The organism is Acinetobacter sp. NIPH 2100 (assembly GCF_000369805.1).
Lineage (GTDB): Bacteria > Pseudomonadota > Gammaproteobacteria > Pseudomonadales > Moraxellaceae > Acinetobacter.
Genome location: NZ_KB850224.1, coordinates 943,027 through 963,902, shown reverse-complemented (window position 1 = coordinate 963,902; position 20,876 = coordinate 943,027). Strand labels below are relative to the sequence as shown.

Sequence of the window (20,876 nt, the reverse complement as noted above, 5' to 3'; positions counted from 1 at the left end):
CCCCCTGTTTGAGATGGTTAAACGCGCATGGCAATTCCACAACATACGATTGATCAAATTTTAGATCGAACCGACATTGTCGATTTGATCGGTCAACGTGTGAAGTTAAAAAAGACTGGGCGAACCTATTCTGGCTGCTGCCCTTTCCATCAGGAAAAGTCACCCTCATTCCATGTTTATCGAGATAAACAGTACTATCATTGTTTCGGCTGCCAAGCCAACGGTAATGCCATTCGCTTTTTAATGGACATCGATAGTCGTAACTTTGTCGACGTGATGAAAGATTTGTCTAATCAGACAGGCGTTGAATTACCAAAAGATAATCACGACAATAAAAAACTTTCTTATAAACGCAGCCCACAACAGACCGCAGTTCCACAAATAACACCACCAAAACAAGAACAACCAACCGCACCAGCCCAATCTATCCATGAAGCACTGGACGATCATTTTGTCGATATGGATCGCTTTATGGATGATCCTTTTGCACAATTTGATCCTTCATTTAACATTGAAGAACAAGTACAAGAAGGCAACCTCTATGACCTGTTGGAAAATGTTGCGCAGTTTTATGAACGTCAACTGCCCAATAGCCAAAAAGCACAACACTATTTCAAACAACGTGGTTTATCTGCACAAACCATTCAATTTTGGCGTTTAGGGTATGCCCCAGAAGATTGGCAACATTTAGAAAAAGCCTTTCCACAAGATATTGAAGGTTTAAAACAAATCGGTCTGATTCGTTCCAGCGATAGTGGTCGAGATTTTGACTTATTGCGCGAGCGCGTGATCTTTCCAATCCGTGATCATAAAGGTCGTGTTGTTGGTTTTGGTGGTCGTGCCTTAAACGATGAAATCAAACCCAAATACATCAACTCCCCTGATTCCGAAGTCTTCCATAAAAATCAATTGCTCTATGGCCTATATGAGGGTCGTAAACTTAAGGCCAATGACTGGTTCATGGTTGAAGGCTATATGGACGTGATTGCCTTACAGCAATATGGCATCAATGGTGCAGTCGCGACACTCGGAACAGCCAGTAACGCAGATCATTTAACCACGCTATTTAAACAAAATTCTCGTATCACAATTGCATTTGATGGTGATGCCGCAGGGCAAAAAGCAGCACGAAGGACTTTAGAAATTGCGCTTCCGCTGCTTAATGATGGTCGTGAATTAAAATTCTTTGTGCTACCCAATGAACACGATCCTGACTCGCTGATCCGTCGTGAAGGCTTAGAAAATTTCCAAAAACTATTACAGCAAGCGCCGCTGCTATCAGACTTTGTGTTCGCACATTTGACTGGACAGCATGATATTAGTTCCCCAGAAGGCAAAAGCTTGGTGATGGGTGAACTGCGTGAATTGACGGAATTGTTACCCAAACATGGTTCATTTCGTTATTTGCTCACGCAATCTTTCCGCGAAAAACTCGGTCTCGGCAAACGCTTTACCCCTCAGATCAGCCATGATGCATCTTTATCTTTTAACATTCATACCAAAGATGAAGATTTTGCGGTAGCAATTTTGATGCATCACCCGTTCCTGTATATTCATTTTGAAGAATTACGTGCAGTGATTGATCAAAATGAATTATTGGCGAAAATTTTAGCTGCACTGAATATTGTGTTTGATGATTTACCTGATGATCAGGAACTGGCGACCTATTATGTACTCGGTGCATGTAGCAGTTATAGCCATGAGCTGGCTGATATTATGCAACGTACCAATATCCAATCTTTAACGCAAGCACCTGAAATTGCGGACAAACTTGCCAAGGAATATGCTTTAGGGTTACAAGAAAAATATTTACGCTTAAAGCTGAAATCGCCTATTTCTTTAATTGAATCACGCAATTTACGCCAACAGCTGAATGAACTCACTAAGCAGATTAGTTTGCGCTTATTGTCCTAAGAAAAATCTCTCGTGCAACGAGAGATTTTTATATCCTGATCTTTTGAATTACCATTGATACCCAATAGCAGCAGAACCACCAAAATCACCCTGAGTATTACCTGTCCCTGCCAACTTATAAATCACTTTATTATCTTCAGAGATTCCACTCATTCCAATTGCAAATCCTTGTTGACCTTTCCAGGTCCCAGTACCTGCACTTACCATGCTATAGCCAGCATTACTCGGCTGTGGTAAAGATGCTGTTGCAAGACTTGCTGCAGTGGCTGCATAAGAATCCTTTTTAAAAGATTGCAAATCTTCATTTAAGCGATCAACACGGAAATCAGTATAAGATTTAGAATTATTTAAAACATTGATACTCGCTCTTTCCATTTCAGAACGAATCGTTGCGGCTGTCTCAGTCGTATTTTTATACGCCCGTGCTAAAGTTTCTTTATCACCATCCTGCATCGCTTTATTTACTTTAGCAGTTTCTGCTTTATTTTCATCGCGCAAAGTTTTTGTAGCATTATCTGTATATGACTTGGAGTTGTTTAAAACAGTTGTATCTGCTTTTTCCATGTCTAAACGAATCGTTGCCGCTATCTCTGCAGTATTTTTATTTGCTAAGGCTAAAGTTTCTTTATCACCATCTTGTATTGCTTTATTTACTTTTACAAACTCCGCCTTATTCTCATCGCGTAAACTTTTTGCAGTGTTATCAGTATAAATTTTCGCATCAGCTAAATTTTTAGTTGATGCTGAGTTCAATTGTCTTAAATTAACCGCCTGATTATCTTGTGTAGCATCAGCTAAAGAAGAGATATTGGTTCCTTGTAAATCTATATTTTTTGCATTTAAACGCCCAGTTACTTCTAATGACTGAGTTCTCTGATTTTCACTCTCTAAGAACTTTACATAGATGTCATTACTCACAATATTGCCAGAAAGATTCCCTCTTATTGTGCCGTTAACTTCCAAATCTTTTGTAATAATTTTTTCACCAACAACTAAATCATCGCTTATATGACTATAGCCTTTTAAATATAAATTAGCCTTACCATCGTTCTGCTCTGAAATTTCTAACAGCGTGTTGTTATTGTTATCTGTCATACGTATATTATCAGCATTCAATTCTGTTGCTTTTAATTCTCCTATGACGGTAGATGTACCATAGATATAGCTCTCTCCTCGCATATAGAAATAAGCATCTTCTGCAGCCCCTGCTGAGATTGAAGCTACCACTGCACCATACGGACTCTTGACTTGAAGATTCTCTGTTACAACATCTTCAGCATGAAGATGTGTATTTAAAATTGAGATTAGCGACAGGGTTAATATTTGATGTTTTAATTTCATTATATACTTCTTTCTTAAAGTAATTTTTTTCAGATGCATAAAATACTTCTATTCTATCTACTATGCAAATAAAATATAAATCGTTATTTACTCTAAAAAAGTTATTCAGTTAATATCGGACTAAGGCAAATCAATTTTTACTTATAAATTAAAATAAATTATTAAATTCGACTAAAAAGCCTCCTTACTGTCTCGGCTTACGCTCATGCTCAAACACATCTTGAAGATGTTGTTGCAGCCATTCAAAGTAATCTGGATTTTCCGCTTTTGCCGCTTCTCTGAGTAAAATAGAAGTTGGATGCATCAGCTTTTGCGTTAAACGATGTGCAAACTCTTGAAGTACCTGTTCAGCAGAATTTCCGTGCTGTAAAGACTCAAGCGCATGCGACAATTCTTTTTGGCTCACTTCTTCACTATGCTGGCGATAAGCCTGAATCGTACCACTCGCCTCTTTTACTTTTTGTTGCGTCATCAATTGGGTTGCCAATTGATTGACCATGATTTCAGCTTCAACCGCAGCCTGACGACGTTGCGCTAAATTTTCATCAATGACGCTTTGCAAATCGTCAACGCCATACAAATAGACGTTATCCAGCGATTCAACTTTTGGGTCAATATCACGTGGAACCGCTAAATCGACCAATAACATTTGTTGGTAACGGCGTTTCTTTAAAGCGACTTTAACGTCAGCATATCCGATCACTTGATGCAAACTACCTGTACAACTGGAAACAACATCAGCTCTATGCAAATTTTGTGCAAGCTCTGCAAATGGAATAATTTCTACATCGACTTGATGTGCAATTTCATGTGCAAGAAGATCTGCCCGCTCGCGACTACGGTTACAAATCATGATTTTGGCAACACCCATTTCTGCTAAATGCTTGGCAACAAGACTATTCATCTCACCTGCTGCAACCACCATAACGGTTAACTTTTCAGGGCGACTAAAAACTTGCAATGCCAACTGTGCAACGGCATAACCCATTGAAACGGCATGACTTCCAACAGACGTCTCAGAACGAACCCGTTTTGCAGCATAAAATGCATATTCAAAAACACTATTCAATTCAGGCGAAACAGTTTCTGCATCTTTAGAGAGCGCTAATGCACTTTTAACTTGCCCTAAAATCTGTGGCTCACCCAACATCAATGAGTCTAAACCACTGGCAACACGCATTAAATGTGTAACAGCTTGGGCGTTCTCGTAACGATAAACATGATGAATTAACTGTTTTACATCAATATTATTCACTTGGGCCAGCCAATTCAGAACGCTATCTGCATCCTCTGTCATGGCATACACTTCGGTACGATTGCAGGTCGACACAACCACCATATCATTCAATGATGAACCTTGGTTTTGTTCAAGCAATAGCGCAGCTAATCGCTCTGCATTGAAAGCGATTTGTTCACGAAGTTCAACAGAAGCTGTTTGATGGTTGACGCCCAATGCAAAGAAAGACATATCAGATCATCATTTCGCTAAATTTATGTTATTGTGCAACATCGGTGTCATAAAAAGCATTACTTTGGATCAATAAAAATTGCGTCAGCTATATCGCCGTACCCTTTTTAGCGGCAAGACGATTAGACGGTATTCTACCACAATCTTGTTGTTAGGTAGCATGAGCTCTTATGTCTCTGCACAAGCAATACACGACATGTATGCAGATAACAGCTTTGAACATGCGCTTCAACAAAGCATGATTGCTGAATTTTCTCTTGCTTATGATGATATTGCAACCGCGCTACACAACTATACTGTACTTGCGATTCGAAGCAACTCGACCACCATTAAGCAACGCGCTCTAGATATTGCTTTAGAATATAATGATTTACAGTCTGCTTTGGACATTGCAACCCATTGGGTTGAACAAGAACCTAAAGATGTTCCCGCTTTATTTTATTTGTCGCATATTGCATTAAAAACACATGAGTATGAACTCGCAGCCAAGACGCTAGATAAGATTTTAAATATTGATCCGACTGCCGATCTTGAAGAAATTTTAGCGGGAATCGCACCTGAACAAGCACAAGATCGTGAGATTCTGCTCAATGCACTTCGAGCAAGTGCAGAAAGGAACAATCCTTCCATTTTAGCCCTGATTGCTGGTTTAGAAGCACAAGATGGCTTGTACGAACAAGCACTAAATAATATTAATCGTGCATTACGAAAACGCTCAAAATCGACCAGCTTTATTTTAATGAAAGCCAATCTGCTAATGGCTTTACGTGATGATGAAGAGACTAAAAAGTGGTTTGAAAAAGCCAGTCGGAAAAATAAAAATAATATTGATGTACGAATGGCTGAAGCGCGTTATTACATTCAAATCAATCAGCAACAAGAAGCTTTGGATAAACTTGAAGATATCATTAAAGATCACCCAAAAGCCGAAGAAGCCCTGTTTATTGCAGGTCTGACCAGTATCGATTTAAAGCAGTATGAAAAAGCTGAACAATATCTGGTTGAATTACGTTCATCTGCAAAATACCAAAATGAGGCTTACTATTACCTTGCGATCAATGCACAACGTAAACAGCATTATGAAACCGCAAAAGCCTATTATCGTCTGGTTGATGGCAGCTTATATATTGTTTCCCGCCGTAATATGATTGCGATTTTTGAGAAACAGGGGCAGTTGAATGATGGCTTACGTTTTTTAACGCAAGAACGGGTCAACTATCCGCAACATGCAAGTTTTTTATATCAAGCGCAGGCTGACATTTTAAAGAAAATGGACAACAAAAAGGCAGCTTTGGCCTTGCTGGATGAAGCCATTAAGAGTTTACCTGATGACCCTGAACTGATTTATGCAGAAGTATTATTGCTTGATCCGTATACAGATAGAGATAAATTAGACAAAACCTTAAAACAACTTTTAACGATTGAGCCAAATAGTCCGACCTATCTGAATGCTTATGCCTACACTTTGGCACTGCAAAATCGCCGTCTCAAAGAAGCGCGTAAATACGCAGAATTGGCACTGGATTTCGCACCTGAACAAGCATCGATTTTAGATACATTGGGCTATATCGCCTTTTTACAAAATGACTTTGATACTGCGTCTAAAGTTTTAGGCCAAGCTTATTCCATTAGTGGCAATGTCAATATCGGTATCCGTTATGCCAAAGCATTGTATATGCAAGGGGCACTCACGCAATTTAGCGAGGTGTTACAGCAATTGAAACAAAAACATGCCAATGCCCCACAATTACAACAACTTGATAGCTTAATCTTACCCATCACTGTAAAAAAGAGTTAAAAGAACATGCGCTTGTTTTCAAAATTATGCGTCGCGGTATGTAGCAGTAGCGTTCTATTGTTAACTGGCTGCCAACATTTAAGCCAGCCCAATAAAGTGATTGCTTCACCCCAAATCCAAGATGAAAATAATTTTAGCTTACAGGGCAAAATTGGTGTGCGTACCCCTCAGCAATCGGGCAGTGCTTTTTTTACCTGGGTACAGCAACAAGAGCAGTTTGATATTGAACTGACTGGAATTTTAGGGGTTGGGAAAACACATATTGAAGGCAAACCAGGTCAAGTCACCTTAAACAGTGCGAAAACAGGTCTGATTACGGCAGCTACACCTGAAGAATTACTGGAAAAAGCGACAGGTTGGCAGGCACCGATTATGCACCTTGCCTACTGGGTACAAGCCAAGCCTGCAACGCAAAATGCACAAGCGAGCAAAGACGAACAAAATCGCTTGAAACAGCTCATTGAAGATGGCTGGACTGTTGATTTCAGCTATAACGATGACCAAACCTTGCCCAATAAACTTTTGTTGAAGCAAGCACTTGCTGATGACAAAGAAAACCGTATTACAATGGTAATTCAAAACCGATAATTTAGATTGTTTTTATGATTAGAGTGCCTTCCCCTGCCAAATTGAACTTGTTTCTGCATATCACAGGTCGTCGTGAAAATGGTTATCATGAATTACAGACTATATTTCAACTCATTGATTTATATGACTGGATGACTTTTGAACCGCATACAGAAGAAACCATTCAAATTGCGGGTTTAAGCGAAGTCACACTCGAACAGAACTTAATCTATCGTGCAGCACAATTATTACGCCCACATGCAAAAAAACCATGTGGGCTCAGCATCAATATCGAAAAAAATATTCCAATGGGTGCGGGTCTTGGTGGTGGTTCATCCAATGCAGCAACCACACTAATTGTACTCAATCAACTCTGGCAATGTGGCTTAAATGAACAGCAATTGGCCGATTATGGCGTACAGCTTGGTGCAGACGTTCCGATCTTTGTTTTAGGTCGTAATGCATGGGCCGAAGGCATCGGTGAACATTTATCATTCATAGACTTAGCTCAAAAAAAATTCATAATTTTAAAACCTGACTGTTTTATCAGCACTCAACAGCTTTTTTCGCAAAAAACATTGACAAGAGATTCTAAGATCACTACATTTTGCGCCTATCAGTTAGAACCTTCTAATTTTGGAAATAACTTTGAACCTCTGGCTCGACAGTTATACCCTGAAGTAGAAGAAGCAATGCAATATTTAGATCAGTTTGGTCTAGCAAAGCTTACAGGTACAGGTGCTTGTGTTTTTATTGAAGTAACCTATGAAATGGATATAGAGCAAATTTTGCAAAACTCGCCTTGTAAAGCTTACTTGGTTAACAGTCTAGCAGAATCACCTTTACGACATTTTTCAGTTACATGTTAGGGGCGTCGCCAAGTGGTAAGGCACCGGGTTTTGATCTCGGCATCCGTTGGTTCGAATCCAGCCGCCCCTGCCAATTTTCATCTGTAGATATATGTAATATTTAGGGGCGTCGCCAAGTGGTAAGGCACCGGGTTTTGATCTCGGCATCCGTTGGTTCGAATCCAGCCGCCCCTGCCATATATTAAGACAGACTTGTTTTATATTGATATTTGATCAATTATATTGACATTATCATCTAAAACCTTTAAAGTTCTGCCGCATTAGGGGCGTCGCCAAGTGGTAAGGCACCGGGTTTTGATCTCGGCATCCGTTGGTTCGAATCCAGCCGCCCCTGCCATATATTAAGACAGACTTGTTTTATATTGATATTTGATCAATTATATTGACATTATCATCTAAAACCTTTAAAGTTCTGCCGCATTAGGGGCGTCGCCAAGTGGTAAGGCACCGGGTTTTGATCTCGGCATCCGTTGGTTCGAATCCAGCCGCCCCTGCCATCCAAATTCATTATAAGCCAACCGCCAAGGGTGCTTCATGCCCAATCTTGTCGTTTTTAGTGGAAGTGCTCATCCACATTTCGCTCAAAAAGTCGTAAGCCATTTACATATTCCATTAGGTGCTGCTTCTGTTAGCAAGTTCTCTGATGGTGAAATTTCAGTTGAAATTACTGAGAATGTTCGTGGTAAAGACGTTTTTATCGTCCAGTCTACCTGTGCGCCTACCAATGATAACCTGATGGAAATCTTGGTTATGGCTGATGCTTTGCGTCGTGCAAGTGCTGGTCGTATCACTGCTGTCATTCCTTATTTCGGTTATGCACGCCAAGATCGTCGTCCACGTTCTGCTCGTGTACCAATTACAGCGAAAGTTGTTGCAGACATGCTAACAACCGTTGGAATTGACCGTGTGGTAATGATTGACTTACACGCAGACCAAATTCAAGGTTTCTTCGATATCCCTGTTGACAACATTTACGGTACGCCAGCGTTACTCGCTGACTTACGTCAACAACAACATCACAACCTCGTGGTGGTTTCACCTGACGTAGGTGGTGTTGTTCGTGCCCGTGCTGTTGCGAAACAAATGGGTGATATCGACTTAGCTATCATCGATAAACGTCGCCAAAAAGCAAATGAATCACAAGTGATGCATTTGATTGGTGATGTAAATGATCGTGACTGTGTCATCGTTGATGACATGGTAGATACAGCAGGTACGCTTTGCAAAGCTGCGGATGCACTGAAACAGTTTGGTGCGCGCCGTGTTGTTGCTTATGCAACTCACCCTGTTTTATCTGGCAAAGCCATTGATAACCTTCGTAATTCTGTGATTGATGAATTGGTTGTTACAGATACCATTCCTCTTTCAGATGAAGCATTGAGCTTAGGCAAAATTCGCCAAGTTTCTGTTGCTAGCATGGTTGCTGAAACAATTCGTCGTATCAATAACGAAGAATCTATTAGCGCAATGTTCGATAGTTATCTATAATAGCCCAGCTTTTTTTCTTAAACCCTAGCTCGCTAGGGTTTTTCTATCACTAAACTGGTCGCAAGTTTAGTTACTCAAACTCAATGAGGATATGCCCATGGCAAACTTCGTATTAAACGCTCAAGCACGTGAAGTAGCACAACAAGGGAAAGGTTCGAGCCGCCGCCTTCGTCACGCTGCTCAAATTCCAGCAATCATCTATGGTGGTAGCGCTGAGCCTGTAACAATTACTTTAGAGCTTCGTGAAATCGTTAAAGCTTTAGAAAACAACGCTTTCTTCGAAGAAGTTATCGAAATCAAAATCGGTGACAAAGTTGAAAACGTTAAAATCCAAGCGTTACAACGTCACCCTGCTAAAAATACACCTATGCACGCTGACTTCAAACGCGCGTAAGTGTTAAAGGCGTAAATTAGTGTCAAATATTTCGCTAATTGTTGGTTTGGGCAACCCTGGAAAGGAATATGCCCAAACCCGCCATAATGCAGGTTTCTGGTTCGTAGAACAGCTTGCAGATCGTTATGGCATTTCTCTAAAAGCTGATCCAAAATTTCATGGATACAGTGGTCGTGGCCAAGTTGAAGGTCATGATGTTCGCTTATTACTCCCTACCACTTTCATGAACCGTTCTGGTCAAAGTGTTGTTCCTTTCTCTAAATTCTATCAAGTTGCACCTGAAGCAATCCTGATTGCACATGATGAACTGGATATGGATCCTGGTGTTATTCGTTTGAAAACAGGCGGCGGACACGGTGGACATAATGGTCTTCGTGATATCGTTCCTCATATCGGCGCTAACTTTCACCGTTTAAGAATTGGAATTGGGCACCCTGGTGCTAAAGAGCGTGTTTCTGGTCATGTGCTCGGCAAAGCGCCTAGCAGTGAACAAGCTTTAATGGACGCAGCAATTGATCATGCCCTCTCTAAAGTGAAAATGCTTGTTGATGGACAAGTCTCACAGGCCATGAATCAAATTAACGCTTACAAGCCCGCTTAACTTAAACTGAATTGTTGATCAATCCCGCTTGCCATATTGCATTTTTAAGCGCAAAATGCGCATCAAACCGCCTATAGCCCGCGGAAAACGTGACAAGTCACCCATAAGATATTCATCTTAGGTCTTACTCAGGAGACGCTAGCCATGCTATCTCGTTTATTAAAATGTAAAATTCACCGTGCAGTTGTGACTCATGCAGAACTTCATTATGAAGGCTCTTGTGCAATTGATGGCGTATTAATGGACTTAGCAGGGATTCGTGAATACGAAGAAATCCACGTATGGAACGTAACTAACGGCAAACGCTTCACAACTTATGCAATTCGTGGTGAAGACGATTCAGGTATTATTTCAGTCAATGGTGGCGCTGCGCATCAAGCTGATGTAGGCGATTTAGTGATTATTGCGACTTTCGGTGACTTTACTGAAGTAGAAGCAAATCTTCACAAACCACGACTTGTGTATGCAAATCCAGACAATACAGTCAATCACACCGCAAACTGTATTCCTGTGCAAATTGCATAAGCAATAAAACAGATTCTGAAAAAAGCCACTCAATATGAACTGGCTTTTTTTTATTGTGAAAAACTCCCAAATCTGCCATTTCTTAAAAATACAAAAACACTGAAAAATAAGGCCGAGTTTTACCTAACCCAACTTGTAAAACAGCACTAGCCCTTATTCAATAAATAGACAATAACGATAATTTGAAAAATATGGATATTCTGAATATTCTCAGCAAAGTCAGCCTCTTTGCAGAATTAGATCACGCGACGCTGGAAAGCTTGGTTGCCTATTGTCATATTCGCCATCTGCAAACAGGACAACAGTTGTATTGTGCGCATGATATTGCTGATCATGTCTATATTGTTGCCTATGGCCGAGTAAAGCTCACCAGCTCAGCAGGTTTACTCAGCTATTACGGTCGAAACGAAATTGTCGGTGAAACGGGTGTCATTTCCAACCAACCGCATCACTGTACAGTCAATGCCATTCGAGATACTGCATTATTGGGTATTCCACAGCAACAGTTTTTAGATTTCATCCACGAATATCCCAAAGTTTTGTTTGCACTGTCTCGTTTGATTATTCATCGCTCTCAACCTGAGCAGCAACTCACCCATGCCATGGGGCATAGTCGCACCCTTTCGGTCATTCCTGTCTCGACGCATATTCCTGCCACTCATCTGGCAGAGAAACTGACAGAACATTTACAACGCTGGCCTCATGCACGTTTAGTCACCGCAGCCCATGTAGATGCGCTGTTTGGTTCTGGGTTTAGCCAAACCCCTTTGGATTACAGTAGCGAGGATTTACAACTGCGCCAATGGCTGGCCAGCCTAGAAGAAAAGCATTGCTATGTGCTTTATGCCGCCAATAGTAGTGACGATGAATGGTCAAAACGCTGTCTCCATCAAGCAGATCGAATCCTCATATTGGCTGAAGCAAATCAAACACCGACACAGACCCCTTTATCGCATGTGCTTAATCAACATGAATGGCAAAGTCCGATTGAATTGGTCCTGTTACGCTCCGAAGGTGACCCTTCCCCACATACGCTGATTTGGAAGCAGTTGTACCATGCCCGCGCGCATTACTTTATTCATCCTTGGGCCCAAGCTGATATCTGTGCGGTTGCTCGCCAAATTTCCAGTCAGGGTGTTGGCTTGGTACTTGGTGGTGGTGGTGCACGTGGTTTTGCCCATATCGGTTTGATTCGGGCGCTAGAACAATTACATATCCCGATTGATATAGTCGGTGGTACCAGTATGGGGGCTTTTGTCGCTGCTTTGGTTGCCTGCGGTTTTGATAGTGTTGAAATGACCCATATCGCCTATGAAACTTTTGTGGCGCGAAACTATCTCAATGACTACACCATGCCTCGCGTTTCCTTGATTCGAGGCCAACGTTTCCATAGCCGCCTGCATGCCATTTTTGGACATCGTCGAATTGAGGAACTCCGACAGACCTATTACTGTATTTCAACCAACCTTACTACAGGTCAGGCCGTAATTCATGATCAAGGTGAACTGGCCACTTGGGTCGGAACCAGCATGAGCGTGCCAGGTGTTGCGCCTCCTGTGGCTTGGCATGAAAACCTGCTCTGTGATGGCGGTGTAATTAATAACCTCCCTACCGACGTAATGCAGAATCTGGAAAGAGGGACCATTATTGCCAGTAATGTCAGTCTACATGACGATATCCGAGTCCCAGGCATCGGTTTGGACGAACCTGATCAAAGCGCCTTACTGAATTGGAATAAAATCATTAAAGATAAATTGCTACATGCACCACGACTAGCAGAAATTTTAATGCGGACAGCAACCCTAGCCAGCGACACCATGATTCAAACCGCTGCAATCGAACGTGCCAATTTACATATTCGCATGCCCATCGAAGGCATTGGCATGTTTGACTGGCATAAATTAGATACATTGGTAGAGCGCGGTTATGAGCATGCTTTAGAAACACTACTCCCGATTCGTGAGACTTTACCAAACGCTTAATCTATCCATGTGATGGCGTCAACGAAGATTGAATGTGGTAGCGATCCAATAAACTATCCAAATATTGATAGGTTTCAGGGTCTAATTGCTGCATATAACCATCAAGGATACGATGGCATTGTTGCTGCTTTTCAACAGGCATGCGCCGCATAATGTCAAAGGTGACTTCCCATTGTGAACGTAGCAATGAGGCATAGGCAATATGATGCAATACCTCCTCATCGATCTGCGCAATTGCGGTTGCCACCGTTTGCCGTGCTTCGTCTTGCATATAATTGACGATCACCAGCATATCTGCCCACAAATCACAGCGATCTGCGGCCTCCACAATACTTTGAATAATTTCAACTTGTCTCAAAGCTGGCAGATTTGCCACAAAGTTTTGTGCTTGTGGAGATAAACAAGCCACTACAGGCAACATATCCTCCCAAAGCTGGTCTTCCTGTGTTGCTTGAATAATCGCATTCACTACAGATTCTCCTTGCTGAACTGCCAGATCACCCAACTCCTGTTTCAAGCCATAACTGATATAACTCATTAAAGCCAAAACTTTGGGCCATACCAACCGTTGTGTCGGATCACCTACAATCAATAACGCTTGCTCGATACGCTCTTTTGGCAATACATGCACCAAATGATCGATCTGCTCACGAGATTCAATATAAAACGCAATTTCCAATAAATCACTTTCACTTTCGACAATCTGTGCAACATCTAATAAAACCGTGTCAGATAGCATACTGACAAAGCGTCCAATGGTCACAAAATCACGCTGCGCTAACAGAACTTGAGTAATATCGGTAATCTGATGCGTGGTCAGATAACCCAATAACTCTCTTGCTAATCTTGGATCTAAATACACCGAGATTGCAGCCACAGTTTTAGCAGGCAAATGCTTGGCGATTCGATAAGAACTTTCAGTAGGCAAATACACTGCTATTTGCGCCACGATAAACGGGTCCAAAAAGTGCTTGACCATAAAAACACTGATCCAATGCGGTAGCCAATTGACCCATGTCGCCAAATAACGGAAACGCTTTTTTTGCTGCTTTTGTAAACGCTCCAAGATCGCAAAACGAAATTGTCTTAAGCTCTCAGGTGCCAAAGGCTGCATAAAGGCCAATTGCTGCTCTGTGACCTTTAAGATGCGAGAGAGCTTGATAATTTCTGCCTGTACTGCAAGTCGAGTCATGGTGTCCCATCCTTTTATTTATCTCGAAATAGCCAACGCAGGAAAAAAGGCGTTTGATACAAACTTTGATTCAGTTTCTTGTCTTCATTTTCTATGGTTTGTTGTAATTGTTGATTAAGCCAACTCAAATCTTGATTGGATAACTGTGAAAATGCTTGAAGACTCATCACTGGCCGATGTAACTGTTGTGCCAATTGTTCTAACTCTGTTTTATCTGCTTTCTCCATTGGAGTGATCCTTCCGCTTTATTGTTGTTTTATCTTTTGAGTCTATGCTCAATTTAAATGTATTACCAGTTTCACTGAGCAGTTAAAAAAGTTGATCCAATTCTCAGCAATTTTTTGAATTTTTATAGAACGATTCATTCTATAAAAAGTTGCCTTTTCACTTAAAAATCTGGCTATAATCAAAGTACATCGCTTCAGGGCGGGGTGAAATTCCCCACCGGTGGTAAGTTAGGCATTGTACTCATATGACCTAATCAGCCCACGAGCCTGTATATATTTTATATACTCGCAGATTTGGTGAGATTCCAAAGCCGACGGTATAGTCCGGATGAAAGAAGACGAAACCCCCAAAACAACTTTTGGTTTGTTTTGGTGTCCGCTTATTTTTACATCAGTCCTGAAATGTTCAACCGTATCCAATTTACGAGAGCGTTTCATTATGTCTAGTTTAGTCCAACCCGAACTTTTCTTTTCAGCCCTTTCCCCTGCTGAACAACGTATTCAACAAGCTTTAGAAGATATCCGTCAAGGCAAACCTGTATTGGTGATGGATGATTTTGATCGTGAAAATGAAGCTGACCTGATTATTGCTGCTGAAACCTTAACTGTCGAAACCATGGCACAAATGATTCGTGATGGTTCAGGTATTGTGTGTTTATGCTTAACAGAAGCATTAGCTGATCACTTAGCGCTACCGCCAATGGTGGTCGATAACTCTAGCCAGTTTAAAACTGCATTTACCGTGACCATTGAAGCTGCTCAAGGTGTAACAACTGGCGTATCAGCAAAAGATCGTGTGACCACTGTTCTTGCTGCAACCCAAGATGGCGCTATTGCCAGTGATCTTAGTCGACCTGGTCATGTATTCCCATTACGTGCACGTGAAGGCGGTGTCTTAAGCCGTCGCGGTCATACCGAAGGTACAGTTGATTTAGCGCGTCTAGCGGGTTTAAAGCCATCTGGGGTCCTATGCGAATTAACCAATCCAGATGGTTCTATGGCTTCAGGCATTCAAGTTTTGGCGTATGCGCAAACACATGGCTTGACCGTGATTAGTATTGAAGAACTAGTACAATACCGTTTAATACACAATGTCTGATTAGACATAAAAAAAGCCTCGAATCATCGAGGCTTTTTTAACAGTTCATTTTATGAAACTTTGCGTTCTGCATTGAGTTCATTAATACATGCAATTAATGCGCTAAATTGCGAAATTTGAGTCACTGGTTGTGCTTGAGCCAACTCTTCTGCCGTGCCATAACCATAATTCACTGCAATAGTTTCAATTGCATTGGCGCGCGCACCAATAATGTCATATTGGCGATCGCCTACCATAATACACTGCTGTGCATCTAACTGTTCTTGTTCAAGTATATAAGCGATTAAATCTGCTTTGTTGGTTCGCTCGCCTGTCAGTTCACTGCCGTACATTTCGGCAAAATACTGGGCTAGATTAAAATGAACCAAGATTTGTTTCGCATAAATTGTTGGCTTTGCTGTTGCCAAAAACAAAGCATAACCTTGTGATTGCAATTGTTGCAAAGTCTCAGCCACCGATGGATACACTTCATTTTCAAATAAGCCGGTCACCGAGAAACGCTCACGATAAGCAAGCAAGGCCTGCTCAGCCAGATCATCATCTTGGGTATTTAGTAATTTTGCGAGAGATGCTTTCAATGGCGGACCAATGGTCCAGTCCAGATTAACCTCGTCAGCCAAAGGTTGCCCTAACTTTTCTAAAGCAAAACGAATTGAACCATGAATCCCTGTTTTAGGATCGGTTAAAGTCCCATCTAAATCGATTAGAATATTTTTGATCGTCATTCGTTCAATCTCTTACAGCCTTACACAACACAGTCGAGAGTTTCTCGAAACTTCCTTATACTACCGTAGATTGCAGAATAAAAGGAAATTGCAGTGCGTCCTACCGTACTTTGTTTTTCAGGGCTAGATCCATCTGGGGGTGCTGGCTTACAGGCAGATATTGAAGCGATTGGGCAAAGTGGTGCACATGCTGCAATTGCATGTACCGCTTTGACGATTCAAAACTCACAACAAGTATTTGGTTTTGAAGCAACCTCAAAAGCGTTACTACTCGCGCAAGCAAATGCAGTGGTGGATGACTTACCAATTAAATGTGTAAAGTCAGGCATGTTAGGCACGACAGACAATATTGCTGCGCTGGCTGAATTTTTACGTGAACATCCCGATTATCTCTATGTGCTCGATCCAGTTTTAGTGGCAAATAGCGGTGGTTCACTGGGTGATCAAGCCACATTAGTCAAAGCCTTTGTTGAACTGATTCCCTTGGCAACGGTGATCACACCGAATACGGTTGAGTTAAGAGCCCTAACAGGTCTCGATGATATTGAACAAGCCACACAAAAACTTTTTGAAATGGGTGCAAAAGCGGTATTGGTCAAAGGCGGTCATGAAGATACTCCTGATCATATCCGTAATGTACTCTATGCTGACGGTAAAATGATTGCAGAAAGCCGCTGCCCTCGTTTAGAAGGTCAATACCATGGTTCGGGCTGCTCATTAGCAAGCTTTATCGCGGGTCGTTTGGCACTCGGTGATTCATTAAAAATTGCAGTTCAACATGCGGAAACGTGGCTATTTGGCGTGTTAAAACATGCTGAAACACCTGTACCGAATGGGCAAAAGATTCCAAAACGGTTTTAGGCTACTTTGAAAGTGATCAATTTTCTGGAAATAATCAAATAAAAAAGGCGCATTCAGCGCCTTTTTGAGTGTCCACACATTACTGTGGAATACGCAATACTTGACCTGGGAAAATGTCATCTGCATTTTTGAGTAATGGACGATTCGCCTCAAAAATTTTATTGTACTGGTTTGGATCACCATAATATTCTTTTGAAATCTTAGACAAATTGTCACCTGATTTCACGGTATAAAATTTACTTTCTGGCTCAGGGGTTTCCACACTAAGTTGATCATCAACTTGCGCTACATGATCAATATTTCCGACAGCAAGCACAATCTTTTCTTTATCTGCTTGGGTTTTAACCTGCCCTTTAATCGTTGCTGTATCGGTATTACCATTATATGTGACCGATAAACCATCAACCGGAAGACCTAAACTTTTAATCAAACCTAATAATTTATTCGCAATCTCTTGAGCTGATGGTTCAGCTGGCGTTGCTGGTGCAGCTTGTGGCTCTGCAGGTGCTGTATTCTTCTTACCAATACCTTTAACAAAATCAAAAAGACCCATTGTTATTTCCTCTGTAATTATTAATTGCATATAGTCAAAATAGACCTACATCTAGTTATACAGAAAAAATAAATGGCTCAAGTTTCAATTTAACGCGGTCTTGTAAATATATGTATATAAATTAGAACTCGATGAAAAACATTCTGTTGCAAAACATATTGGGACAAAAAAGCCACCTTTCGGTGGCTTTTGATCATGCAAGATGATTAACCAAGTTTCTTAGTTACGTAATCGATTGCAGATTGAACAGTTGTGATTTCATTTGAATCTTCATCTGGAATCGTGATGTCAAAATCATTTTCAAAAGACATTACAAGTTCAACCAAATCTAAAGAGTCAGCACCTAAGTCATCCATGAAAGATGCTTCGTTTTTAATCTCTTCAGCACGCATACCTAATTGTTCAGCTACTGCTTGTTTGATGCGTTGTTCGATATCGCTCACAGGAATTCTCCTCATTGCTTGTGGCGTTTTAATTTGCCACTAGTTTAATTGAATATAAGATTTTTTAAAAGTTTATACATCGCCACTTAGGCCATGTATAGACCACCATTTACGTGTAAAACTGTACCAGTAATGTAACTAGCCTTATCGCTCGCCAAGAAACTCACTGCATTTGCAATATCTTGAGGTTCACCTAGACGATTTAAAGCTACTTGATCAGTCATTTTTTTACGAATATCTTCGCTTAACTGATCAGTCATTTCAGTGGCAATGAAACCAGGTGCAACACTGTTCACTGTAATCTGACGGCTACCCATCTCTTTGGCTAAGCTACGACTGAATGCTTCAATCCCTGCTTTTGCTGCTGAGTAGTTCGCTTGCCCAGGGTTCGCAAAATGTGCAACCACTGAACTAATATTAATAATGCGGCCAAAACGTGCTTTGGTCATGCCTTTCAATACACGCTTAGACAAACGGTAAACTGCTTTCAGATGAATATTGAGAATGTCATCCCAATCATCTTCAGACATACGCAGCAGCAAATTGTCTTTGGTAATACCTGCATTGTTGACCAATACCAGCACCGAACCATATTTTTGCTCAATGTCTGAAACCAGTGCATCAATCGCTTCGCCATTGCGAACATCGAGTACAGCACCTGTCCCGTGTTCAGCAAAGCTTTCTGTCAGCTTTTGCGCGCCTGCTTCAGAAGTTGCGGTACCAACCACAAAAAAACCGTCTTGAATGAGTTGCTGTGCAATCGCTGCGCCAATGCCTCGGCTTGCTCCTGTCACTAACGCAACTTTTCGTTGTTGTGTCATGCAATTTTTCCTTCTGCCACTAACACTGCGTTTAGGGCATCTTCCATACGTGCTTTGCTATCTAGGGCAAATGCTTTTTCTATGTTCGGTAATCGCTTAGCAAGATTACTCAGCACCGTACCTGGTCCACATTCAACCATGTACTGGATACCTTGATCTTGCAGATATTGCATCGTACGCGTCCATTGTACTGATTGGTACAATTGAGCCGTTAACGCCTGACGTAATTGAGCAACATCTGTCGCGATTTCCGCGTTGACATTTTGTATTACAGGAAGGCATGGTAGCTCAATGGCAGTTTGTTCCAAAGCTTCAGCAAACTTTTCTGCCGCTGGTTTCATTAAAGTGCAATGCGATGGTACAGAAACAGGCAATGCGATCGCTTTACCTGATTGTTCTTTGGCTTCGGCCATGACCTGCTGAACCAATGCAGCACTACCAGCAATTACGACTTGGCCTTGTGCATTATAATTTGCAGCTTCAACTGAACCTTGACCCGCAGCAGATGCATTTTGACAAAGCTCAACCACTTTCTCATCCGCCAAACCGAGAATTGCAGCCATTGCACCTTCACCAGAAGGAACAGCATTCTGCATCAGCTTGCCACGCAAATGAACCAGTTTAACGGCATCAGCCAAGCTCATTGCTTCCGCAGCAACAAGCGCACTGTATTCTCCCAAAGAGTGACCAGCCAAGTATTTCGGCACAATACCACCCAGCTCTAACCACACACGCCATAGCGCAATACTTGCGGTCAGTAACACAGGTTGTGTATTTTCAGTTTGATCCAAGCCTTCACCCGTTTGGGCAATCTGCCACAGGTCAAAACCTAGCGCAGCCGATGCCTCAGCAAATGTATCTTGAACAACACCAAACTGCTCTGCAAGTTCAGCCAGCATACCTGCTTTTTGAGAACCCTGACCCGGAAAAACAAATGCTGTTTTTGTTGCTTGAGCAGCCTGCTCAAGTCGTTTAGTCGACATATAAAAATCCTTAAATTAGTCTACCGCCAATTTTATCAACACTCATAATTCTACATGAGAATGACAATAGACTCTTTAGCGATGCGGCAATTTAACATTGATTAATTCTTTTTATAATTGCGAAAAACAACAAAAAAGGGAGCTTTCGCTCCCATTTTTTCTATACTTTAAGCTAACGCTTAATGCATATAGTTCAATTATTCAGCATCAGCTGCTTTAGCGAATAATTGACGACCACGGTAAATACCGTCTTTAGTCACGTGGTGACGACGATGAGTTTCACCAGTAGTTTGGTCTACAGATAATGCATTCTCGGTTAAAGCGTCATGTGAACGGCGCATGTCACGGCGAGAGCGACTTTTACGGTTTTGCTGAACGGCCATGATGGCTCCTTACAAAGATCGAAAAAATGGATCAGAACAAATTCAGTTGTCTTAACTCAACATTATAACATAAATTATGAGTTAAGTTTACCCTTCAGACCTGCCAAAACATCAAACGGATTATCCCGTTTCTCTTCGACAACATCTGGAGTGGCAGGTTGATGCTTATGCTCACAAGCATCATGCTTAGGAGATAAAGGCACCAACAATAACAGCTCATCTTCTAGTAGTGCGAGCAAATCTATCACTGCAGGTGCATCATAATCACCTTTTTTTGAAGATTCACTTTCACCTAGAACGATGAAATCAGCATCCTCATCCAATCGCTCTATCAGTGACTCATCATCAATCAAAGCTAAATGAAAGTCTGAAACCAATTCAATTTCAACGGCTTCCAAACAACGTTGGCAGACCATTGGAACTTTGGCTTCAGTGTGTCCATCTAACCATACAATACGATGATAGATATCCATTGATAGCTTACAGTCTATGTTGATCAATTGATCATCAATTGAACCAACAGCTTCTCGAGCAATACGAGCAAAGCGAGACAATGGCAGTGTTCCTGACCATGTAAAGCCCTGTTCAGCCCATTTAAATGGCTCGATTTGGCTTGGAAAAGTATTTGCTGACATAATTAAG

22 protein-coding genes, 4 tRNA genes and 1 riboswitch are annotated in these 20,876 nt (G+C 41.4%); of the genes, 15 read left to right on the top strand and 11 right to left on the bottom strand.

Annotation, left to right across the window (positions count from 1 at the left end):
• The first annotated feature begins 27 nt into the window (after window positions 1-27).
• Complete coding sequence (locus F887_RS13445) at window positions 28-1,914, top strand: DNA primase (protein WP_005292222.1); 1,887 nt, start codon at window positions 28-30, stop codon at window positions 1,912-1,914.
• A 48-nt stretch (window positions 1,915-1,962) separates the two neighbouring features.
• Here F887_RS13445 and F887_RS18600 read toward each other — a convergent pair whose 3' ends face one another.
• Together F887_RS18600 and hemA are read right to left on the bottom strand one after the other, a co-directional pair.
• Window positions 1,963-3,255 carry a YadA C-terminal domain-containing protein gene (locus F887_RS18600; RefSeq protein WP_005292220.1) on the bottom strand — a complete coding sequence of 431 codons (1,293 nt, stop codon included), beginning with the start codon at window positions 3,253-3,255 and terminating at the stop codon, window positions 1,963-1,965.
• Between the two features lie 184 nt (window positions 3,256-3,439).
• A complete protein-coding gene (hemA, locus tag F887_RS13450) occupies window positions 3,440-4,723 on the bottom strand; it encodes a glutamyl-tRNA reductase (protein WP_005292218.1) in 1,284 nt (427 codons plus the stop codon).
• 79 nt (window positions 4,724-4,802) lie between these two features.
• Here hemA and F887_RS13455 point away from each other — a divergent pair, with 79 nt between their 5' ends.
• From F887_RS13455 to F887_RS13510, 12 genes are all read left to right on the top strand, one after another.
• A complete protein-coding gene (locus F887_RS13455; protein WP_005292216.1) occupies window positions 4,803-6,521 on the top strand; it encodes a tetratricopeptide repeat protein in 1,719 nt (572 codons plus the stop codon).
• 6 nt (window positions 6,522-6,527) lie between these two features.
• Window positions 6,528-7,109: a lipoprotein insertase outer membrane protein LolB gene (lolB, locus tag F887_RS13460; protein WP_005292214.1), complete on the top strand. Its 582-nt coding sequence runs from the start codon at window positions 6,528-6,530 to the stop codon at window positions 7,107-7,109.
• Window positions 7,110-7,123: 14 nt separating this feature from the next.
• Window positions 7,124-7,957 (top strand): 4-(cytidine 5'-diphospho)-2-C-methyl-D-erythritol kinase, encoded by an 834-nt coding sequence (ispE, locus tag F887_RS13465; protein WP_005292212.1) that lies wholly within the window; start codon window positions 7,124-7,126, stop codon window positions 7,955-7,957.
• Window positions 7,956-8,030: transfer RNA gene (locus tag F887_RS13470), tRNA-Gln, on the top strand. Before ispE ends, F887_RS13470 begins: the two co-directional genes overlap by 2 nt.
• Window positions 8,031-8,059: 29 nt before the next feature.
• Window positions 8,060-8,134: transfer RNA gene (locus tag F887_RS13475), tRNA-Gln, on the top strand.
• Window positions 8,135-8,219: 85 nt separating this feature from the next.
• A tRNA-Gln gene (locus tag F887_RS13480) sits at window positions 8,220-8,294 on the top strand.
• A gap of 85 nt (window positions 8,295-8,379) precedes the next feature.
• Window positions 8,380-8,454, top strand: a tRNA-Gln gene (locus tag F887_RS13485).
• Between the two features lie 37 nt (window positions 8,455-8,491).
• Complete coding sequence (locus F887_RS13490) at window positions 8,492-9,445, top strand: ribose-phosphate pyrophosphokinase (protein ID WP_005210915.1); 954 nt, start codon at window positions 8,492-8,494, stop codon at window positions 9,443-9,445.
• Window positions 9,446-9,542: 97 nt separating this feature from the next.
• Entirely contained in the window at window positions 9,543-9,839 is a 297-nt protein-coding gene (gene rplY / locus F887_RS13495) for a 50S ribosomal protein L25 (protein WP_004655250.1), read from the top strand.
• Between the two features lie 19 nt (window positions 9,840-9,858).
• Window positions 9,859-10,440, top strand: a complete 582-nt coding sequence (pth, locus tag F887_RS13500) for an aminoacyl-tRNA hydrolase (RefSeq protein ID WP_005151029.1) — start codon at window positions 9,859-9,861, stop codon at window positions 10,438-10,440.
• Between the two features lie 144 nt (window positions 10,441-10,584).
• Window positions 10,585-10,965 (top strand): aspartate 1-decarboxylase, encoded by a 381-nt coding sequence (gene panD / locus F887_RS13505; RefSeq protein WP_004655255.1) that lies wholly within the window; start codon window positions 10,585-10,587, stop codon window positions 10,963-10,965.
• A 191-nt stretch (window positions 10,966-11,156) separates the two neighbouring features.
• Window positions 11,157-12,947 carry a patatin-like phospholipase family protein gene (locus F887_RS13510; RefSeq protein ID WP_005292208.1) on the top strand — a complete coding sequence of 597 codons (1,791 nt, stop codon included), beginning with the start codon at window positions 11,157-11,159 and terminating at the stop codon, window positions 12,945-12,947.
• 1 nt (window position 12,948) lies between these two features.
• On the opposite strand, the gene F887_RS13515 is transcribed toward F887_RS13510, so the two are convergent.
• Together F887_RS13515 and F887_RS13520 are read right to left on the bottom strand one after the other, a co-directional pair.
• A complete protein-coding gene (locus F887_RS13515; protein WP_005292206.1) occupies window positions 12,949-14,139 on the bottom strand; it encodes a hypothetical protein in 1,191 nt (396 codons plus the stop codon).
• Between the two features lie 14 nt (window positions 14,140-14,153).
• Window positions 14,154-14,366: a hypothetical protein gene (locus F887_RS13520; RefSeq protein ID WP_005292203.1), complete on the bottom strand. Its 213-nt coding sequence runs from the start codon at window positions 14,364-14,366 to the stop codon at window positions 14,154-14,156.
• 187 nt (window positions 14,367-14,553) lie between these two features.
• A riboswitch (FMN riboswitch) is annotated at window positions 14,554-14,710 on the top strand.
• Between the two features lie 95 nt (window positions 14,711-14,805).
• On the opposite strand from F887_RS13520, the gene ribB reads away from it, so the two are divergent.
• A complete protein-coding gene (gene ribB, locus F887_RS13525; protein WP_005292202.1) occupies window positions 14,806-15,465 on the top strand; it encodes a 3,4-dihydroxy-2-butanone-4-phosphate synthase in 660 nt (219 codons plus the stop codon).
• 50 nt (window positions 15,466-15,515) lie between these two features.
• Here the strand turns inward: ribB and F887_RS13530 are convergent, their stop codons facing one another.
• Complete coding sequence (locus tag F887_RS13530; RefSeq protein ID WP_005292200.1) at window positions 15,516-16,190, bottom strand: HAD-IA family hydrolase; 675 nt, start codon at window positions 16,188-16,190, stop codon at window positions 15,516-15,518.
• Between the two features lie 93 nt (window positions 16,191-16,283).
• On the opposite strand from F887_RS13530, the gene F887_RS13535 reads away from it, so the two are divergent.
• Window positions 16,284-17,051 (top strand): hydroxymethylpyrimidine/phosphomethylpyrimidine kinase, encoded by a 768-nt coding sequence (locus tag F887_RS13535; protein WP_005292198.1) that lies wholly within the window; start codon window positions 16,284-16,286, stop codon window positions 17,049-17,051.
• Window positions 17,052-17,130: 79 nt separating this feature from the next.
• Here the strand turns inward: F887_RS13535 and lysM are convergent, their stop codons facing one another.
• The 6 genes from lysM to F887_RS13565 all read right to left on the bottom strand — a co-directional run bounded on the left by lysM (window position 17,131) and on the right by F887_RS13565 (window position 20,869).
• Complete coding sequence (gene lysM, locus F887_RS13540; protein WP_005151042.1) at window positions 17,131-17,604, bottom strand: peptidoglycan-binding protein LysM; 474 nt, start codon at window positions 17,602-17,604, stop codon at window positions 17,131-17,133.
• Between the two features lie 206 nt (window positions 17,605-17,810).
• A complete protein-coding gene (acpP, locus tag F887_RS13545) occupies window positions 17,811-18,047 on the bottom strand; it encodes an acyl carrier protein (protein WP_004655272.1) in 237 nt (78 codons plus the stop codon).
• Window positions 18,048-18,133: 86 nt separating this feature from the next.
• Complete coding sequence (gene fabG / locus F887_RS13550) at window positions 18,134-18,868, bottom strand: 3-oxoacyl-ACP reductase FabG (RefSeq protein WP_005151045.1); 735 nt, start codon at window positions 18,866-18,868, stop codon at window positions 18,134-18,136.
• Window positions 18,865-19,851: an ACP S-malonyltransferase gene (gene fabD, locus F887_RS13555; protein WP_005292194.1), complete on the bottom strand. Its 987-nt coding sequence runs from the start codon at window positions 19,849-19,851 to the stop codon at window positions 18,865-18,867. Before fabD ends, fabG begins: the two co-directional genes overlap by 4 nt.
• 197 nt (window positions 19,852-20,048) lie before the next feature.
• Entirely contained in the window at window positions 20,049-20,234 is a 186-nt protein-coding gene (rpmF, locus tag F887_RS13560; RefSeq protein WP_004638135.1) for a 50S ribosomal protein L32, read from the bottom strand.
• A 74-nt stretch (window positions 20,235-20,308) separates the two neighbouring features.
• Window positions 20,309-20,869 (bottom strand): YceD family protein, encoded by a 561-nt coding sequence (locus F887_RS13565; RefSeq protein WP_005151051.1) that lies wholly within the window; start codon window positions 20,867-20,869, stop codon window positions 20,309-20,311.
• Window positions 20,870-20,876: the final 7 nt, after the last annotated feature.